This window comes from Arthrobacter sp. 754 (genome assembly GCF_040548695.1).
Lineage (GTDB): Bacteria > Actinomycetota > Actinomycetes > Actinomycetales > Micrococcaceae > Arthrobacter.
Map to the genome: position 1 here is coordinate 1 of NZ_JBEPSC010000012.1, position 5,687 is coordinate 5,687.

Sequence of the window (5,687 nt, forward strand, 5' to 3'; positions counted from 1 at the left end):
CGGCATCCAATTCGACCTCGTCACCAAACACGACTGCGCCGACACATGCCCCGACCCCGACTCCCACCAAGGCGGCACCCACACAGGCACCATCCCCACCACCACAACCCCGCAACCAAACCCGAACACACACTAAACCCACCACCACCACCACAACCGCCCCGGCGGCACACGGCCCCCAGCCCGTGCCACCGGGGCACACCCACACCCCCAGCCAACCCGTCAGCGACGAGCCGCGGCCAATGCGATGTCAGAGATCGTCTTCGGGTCGAGCGGCGAGAATCCGATTGGCCCTGATCTGCAGGATGCCGAGCGACTCCTGGATCAGGGGCGAAGCGATGCTGCCCCTCCGCACCGCAGCGACAATGCGGCGCGTGGGCTTCCCTTTGCCGGTAATGCGCAGTCGAACGACGTTTTCGGCACCACGCAGGGGCGCCAATCGCGGCAGCAGGCCCACGCCCAGCCCCGCACCAACGAAGGCGATCTGGGTTTCCCATTCAACGGCCTCATGGGCAATCCGTGGTGTCACCCCAACTGCCGTGAACGCCGCGGTGAAGAGGGAGTGGTACGTGGACCCGGCGGCCTCGGTGATCCAGGGTTCCGACGCGAGCTCTTCAAGCGTCACCGTGTCCCGCGATGCCAGGGAATGGTCGGCGGGAATGATCACGTCCAGGGGATCATCGAGCAGGACGGTCTGCTCGAAGCGGGGGTCGTCCTCAACATAGGTGTCGGACTGCATGGCGACGATGACCGCCAGGTCGATTCGCTCGGCAACCAACAAGTCGAAGCAGCGGGCCGGGTTGGCCTCCAGTACCTGCACCTCCAGCAGGGGGCGTGTCGAACGCAGGGTGGCGGCCAGCGGCGCAAGCAACTGCGCGGCCGCCGTCGAGAATCCGCCGAGCCCAAAACGGGACGGCACCTGGTCGCCGGCCTCCATGGCAGCTGCGCGCAGGCTCTCCCATTCCGCAATAAGGGTGTCCGAGCCCTCCACGAGAAAGCGGCCCGTGGCGGTCAGCCGCACACCACGGCCGTCCTTCGTCAGCAGCTGCATTCCAAGCAGGCGCTGGAGCTCCCGCAACTGCGCAGAGACGGCGGAGGGGGAATACCCTGTGAGCTCCGCGGTTGCACCAATGGTGCCGCACCGGGCAAATACCCGAAGTGTGATGAGCCGCGCATCGATCATGCACCTATTGTGCACGGATATCTTCAAAATCTTGCGCTTTTGTTGTGGATCAATGATCCCTAATCTCATCATTACAAGGTTTTCGACAACGCCGCTCGCACCCCACGCAGCCGTGGTCCCCACGAATCACACCCTTATCCACGCCTCCCGGGAGGAAACACATGTCCGTTCCAGTCTTGCCCCTCAACTCTCGCGGAAAACTCGCTTCATCTTTGCCTGCAGAGCAGCTGGCGGAGATCAGCGGGTTGTTCGAGTTCCGGCGCGTGGGATATTCCCTCGACGCCCCCTTCTACACCGACCCGACGATCTTCAAGCTCGACATGGAGGCCATCTTCGGCCAGCACTGGATCTTTGCCGGAAGCGTTGCCGAGCTGCCGGAGCCGGGCGACTACATCACGGTCGACTACGGCCCCTACTCCCTGATCGTGCTGCGCACCGACGAGGGCGACGTCAACGTCCTGCACAACGTCTGCCGCCACCGCGGTGCACGCGTCCTGACCGAAGCTGCCGGTTCCACTGGAAACCTGGTCTGCGGCTACCACTCCTGGACGTACTCCCCCGAGGGCAACCTGATCCACGCATCCGCCCCCGGCGAAGCCAAGTTCGACAAGAACTGCTTCGCCCTCAAGCGCGCCCATAGCCGCGAGGTTGCCGGGCTCATCTTCGTCTGCATTGCTGACGAACCGCCCGCAGACTTCGACGAGACCTCCAAGATTTTCGAGCCCTACCTGGCCCCCCACGATCTGTCCAAGACGAAGATTGCCTACCAGCAGAACATCATCGAAGAGGGCAACTGGAAGCTCGTCATGGAGAACAACCGTGAGTGCTACCACTGCGACGGCCACCCGGAGCTCGCCTGCTCCCTCTTTCCCACCTGGGGCCTGACGGAGGGCCTGGTGCCGGCCCATCTCGAGGAAGTGTGGGACCGCAACAAGGAAGCACAGTCCTCGCTTGAGGAACGTTGCCGCCGCTATGGCCTCCCTTATGAGGTCGTTGAGGAGCTTGACACGCGCATAGCGGGAATCCGCATCTCACGGGAATCGCTCGACGGTGAGGGCGAATCGTTCTCGCCCGATGGGCGCAGGCTCTCCAAGAAGCTGCTCGGCGACCTGCGGGACTTCCGCCTTGGCCGCTGCTCGATGCACCTGCAGCCCAACAGCTGGTTCCATTTCCTCGGGGACCACGTCATCACGTTCGCCGTCTTCCCCGTTAACGAACACCAGACGCTGGTACGCACCACCTGGCTGGTGGCTGACGACGCCGAGGAAGGCGTCGACTACGACCTGGACAAACTCACCTACACCTGGAAGCAGACCAATCTGCAGGACAAGGCGTTTGTGGAGCTGTGCCAGAAAGGCGCGGGCAGCCCCGCATACCAGCCCGGCCCGTACATGAAGAGCGAATACCAGGTCGAGGCGTTCATCAACTGGTACGTGCACCGCGTGCAGGAGCAGTTGGCATGATTGAACTCCTCACTGAGACGGCCGTCCAGGAACCACAGCGCATCCGCGGTCTTGAGATGCCGTGGAACAGGGTCATGGGCAGCACCGAGGCACCCGCCAGGGCCGCCCGCGCCTTGGGCCCCTGGCATCCGCAGGAGTTCATGGCCGAATGTGTCGAGACCGTTCCCGAGGTGGGCGGCATGATGACCTTCGTGTTCCGCCGCTGCGACGGTGCGCCGCTGGCGTTCCGCCCGGGCCAATACGTAAACGTCGCCTTTCCCGTGGACGGCGAGGACCGGGACGCAGCGGACCGCAGCTACTCGCTGTCCAGTTCGCCCACCAAGCCATGGACCTTCGACATCACCGTCAAATGCGACCCCACGGGACGGGTCTCCCCGTGGGTGCATCAGAACGTCAAACCCGGCACCGTTCTGGACATGCTCGGACCGGTCGGGGCTTTCCACCTGCCCGACGTCGACCGGCGGGCACGGTACCTCCTCCTGGCCGCTGGCGCAGGCATTACCCCCATCATGTCGATGGTCCGGACCATCCACTCCCTGCCCGGACAGGCCGATGTTGTGGTGCTCTACCACGGAGCGGCGGCCGGAGACTTTGCCTTCCACAAGGAGTTGGCCTACATCGCCTCAGTGGACTCGCGTGTCAAGGTCTTCTACTCCCTGGGCGACCGCAGCAAACCGGAGGGGTGGGAAGGGCTCACTGGAAGGCTGACCGCAGCCATGCTCGACGAGGTAGCCCCCGATGCCAACGGCCGCCAGGTCTATGCTTGCGGACCCGAGGGCTACCTGAACACCGCCACCGAGCTCCTTAGGAAAGTCGGCGTCGACGACACCTCCATCTACATGGAATTCTTCTCGGGCGACCGCCAGACGCTCCTCGAATACCAGGCGGAGGTCGCGCTGGCAGGGGACATCGCGGAGGAAATCGCCGAGGAAATCGCCCAATCCGCCGAGGACTACTACGAAGGCCAGCCCGCCGCGTTCGGGCTCTACGAGCCCGGCTACGACGCGGAGGGGACCCTGGACGCCACGGGGCTGCCGCTGGAAGCCGTCGACCTGGACGCGCCCGGTCCCGAAGCCCCCGCCGGCGATCCGGACGTCAGGCCGGAGGCCGGGTCCCCCGATGCCTCGAGCTTCGACACGGTCGGAACGGGAAGCCTCACCCTGTCCTTCATGCGCACCGGCATCAACGTGCGCATCGATCCCTCCGAACACATCCTCGGGGTGGCCCAGCGTGCGGGCGTCAGGATCGGCGCGAACTGCAAGGAGGGCATGTGCGGCTCCTGCAAGGTGGTCAAGCTTTCCGGCGAGGTCGATATGAACCACCAGGGCGGGATCCGTGCACGGGAAATCGATGCAGGCAAGTTCCTGCCCTGCTGCTCCACCGCGCGGACCGATCTGGTCATCGATGCCTAGCTACGCGCATCAATACACCCAACTTGCTTCACGAAACTGACAACAACTTTCCTCACCGAGTGCCTGCTGCGACCAGCATCACCGTGAGGGTTCAATCGCCAACCCCATAGGAGCCATTCAATGTCAGGTAACAAAGCCGTTGCATACAAGGCACCGGGGATCGTGGAAATCATCGATACCCCGTTTCCTACCTTTGAACTGCAGGCCGGCCCGGGCGTCAACCCCGTCAATATCGGTCGGAAGGTCCCGCACGGGGTCATCCTGCGTACCGTGAGCACCAACATCTGCGGCTCGGACCAGCACATGGTCCGCGGCCGCACCACCGCCCCGGCCGGTCTCGTCCTGGGGCACGAGATCACCGGGGAAGTCATCGAGACCGGGCCCGACGTCGAGTTCATCAAGGTCGGCGACATCGTCTCGGTCCCCTTCAACATCTCCTGCGGGCGCTGCCGGAACTGCAAGGAGGGCAAGACCGGGATCTGCCTGAACGTGAACCCGGACCGGCCCGGGTCCGCCTACGGCTATGTCGACATGGGCGGCTGGGTCGGCGGACAGGCCGAATACGTCCTGGTCCCCTACGCAGACTGGAACCTGCTGAAATTTCCGGACCGTGACCAGGCGCTGGAGAAGATCATGGACCTGACCATGCTCTCGGACATCCTCCCGACCGGATTCCACGGAGCCGTCACGGCAGGTGTTGGAGTCGGGTCCACCGTCTATGTTGCCGGGGCCGGTCCCGTGGGGCTTGCCGCGGCGGCCAGCGCGCAACTGCTGGGGGCCGCGGTGGTCATCGTGGGGGACCTCAATGAGGATCGCCTGGCCCAGGCCCGATCCTTTGGCTGCGAAACCGTCAACGTGGCCAACGGCGATCCGGCTGACCAGATCGAGCAGCTTCTCGGCGCCCGGGAGGTCGACGCCGGTATCGACGCGGTCGGTTTCGAGGCCCGTGGACATGGACACGGCGCCGGGGCCCAGGAGGCGCCGGCCACCGTGCTCAATTCTCTGATGGACCTCACCGCCGCCGGCGGATCGGTGGGCATTCCCGGCCTTTACGTCACAGGGGATCCGGGTGCCGCGGACGTGGCGGCCCAGAAGGGCAGCCTGTCCCTGTCCCTGGGCACCGGGTGGGCGAAGTCCCTCTCCTTCACGACCGGCCAGTGCCCGGTGATGAAATACAACCGGCAGCTGATGATGGCGATCCTGCATGACAGGATCCACATCGCCAGGGCGGTCAACGCCACGGCAATTCCCCTCCAGGATGCCCCGCGGGGGTACGCGGAATTTGATGCCGGAGCCGCCACGAAGTATGTCCTGGACCCGAACGGCTACCTCAGCAACTAGTCCGGGAAATGAGTCAGCGCGGGCGGAAGGTCGGGGGCTTCCGCCCGTTTAAGGTCCTGTTTTACCCGCAAGCCCATCATTCGCCGAGCAAAGGATTCGCTCATGGCTATTAGCCGTGACTTACAACTCTCCACCCCCGAGGAGTCGTCCGCCGACACCGCAACTGTCATTGATGTCCCCGCGGACGTAGACACCAGCCCTGCTGTCCTTGATCCGGAGGGCGGAGGCGCAGAGGGCCTGCCGGATTCAGAGGAGTACGTCCAGATCCTGGAAGAGCTTCGTACCGCC

5 protein-coding genes are annotated in these 5,687 nt (G+C 64.5%); 4 read left to right on the forward strand and 1 reads right to left on the reverse strand.

Translation table 11 applies throughout. From position 1 onward, the window contains the following. Positions 1-250 precede the first annotated feature (250 nt). A complete protein-coding gene (locus tag ABIA70_RS21560) occupies positions 251-1,183 on the reverse strand; it encodes a LysR family transcriptional regulator (protein ID WP_354149636.1) in 933 nt (310 codons plus the stop codon). Between the two features lie 161 nt (positions 1,184-1,344). On the opposite strand from ABIA70_RS21560, the gene ABIA70_RS21565 reads away from it, so the two are divergent. From ABIA70_RS21565 to ABIA70_RS21580, 4 genes are all read left to right on the forward strand, one after another. Beyond that, positions 1,345-2,646, forward strand: coding sequence for an aromatic ring-hydroxylating oxygenase subunit alpha (locus ABIA70_RS21565; protein WP_354149637.1), 1,302 nt, complete (start codon positions 1,345-1,347; stop codon positions 2,644-2,646). Next, positions 2,643-4,058 (forward strand): ferredoxin reductase, encoded by a 1,416-nt coding sequence (locus ABIA70_RS21570; RefSeq protein WP_354149638.1) that lies wholly within the window; start codon positions 2,643-2,645, stop codon positions 4,056-4,058. The genes ABIA70_RS21565 and ABIA70_RS21570 overlap by 4 nt, the downstream gene beginning before the upstream one ends. Before the next feature lie 120 nt (positions 4,059-4,178). Then, positions 4,179-5,399 (forward strand): formaldehyde dehydrogenase, glutathione-independent, encoded by a 1,221-nt coding sequence (fdhA, locus tag ABIA70_RS21575; protein WP_354149639.1) that lies wholly within the window; start codon positions 4,179-4,181, stop codon positions 5,397-5,399. 102 nt (positions 5,400-5,501) lie between these two features. Continuing rightward, positions 5,502-5,687, forward strand: a 186-nt coding sequence (locus ABIA70_RS21580; protein WP_354149640.1) for a hypothetical protein, incomplete at its 3' end; no start/stop codon positions are given.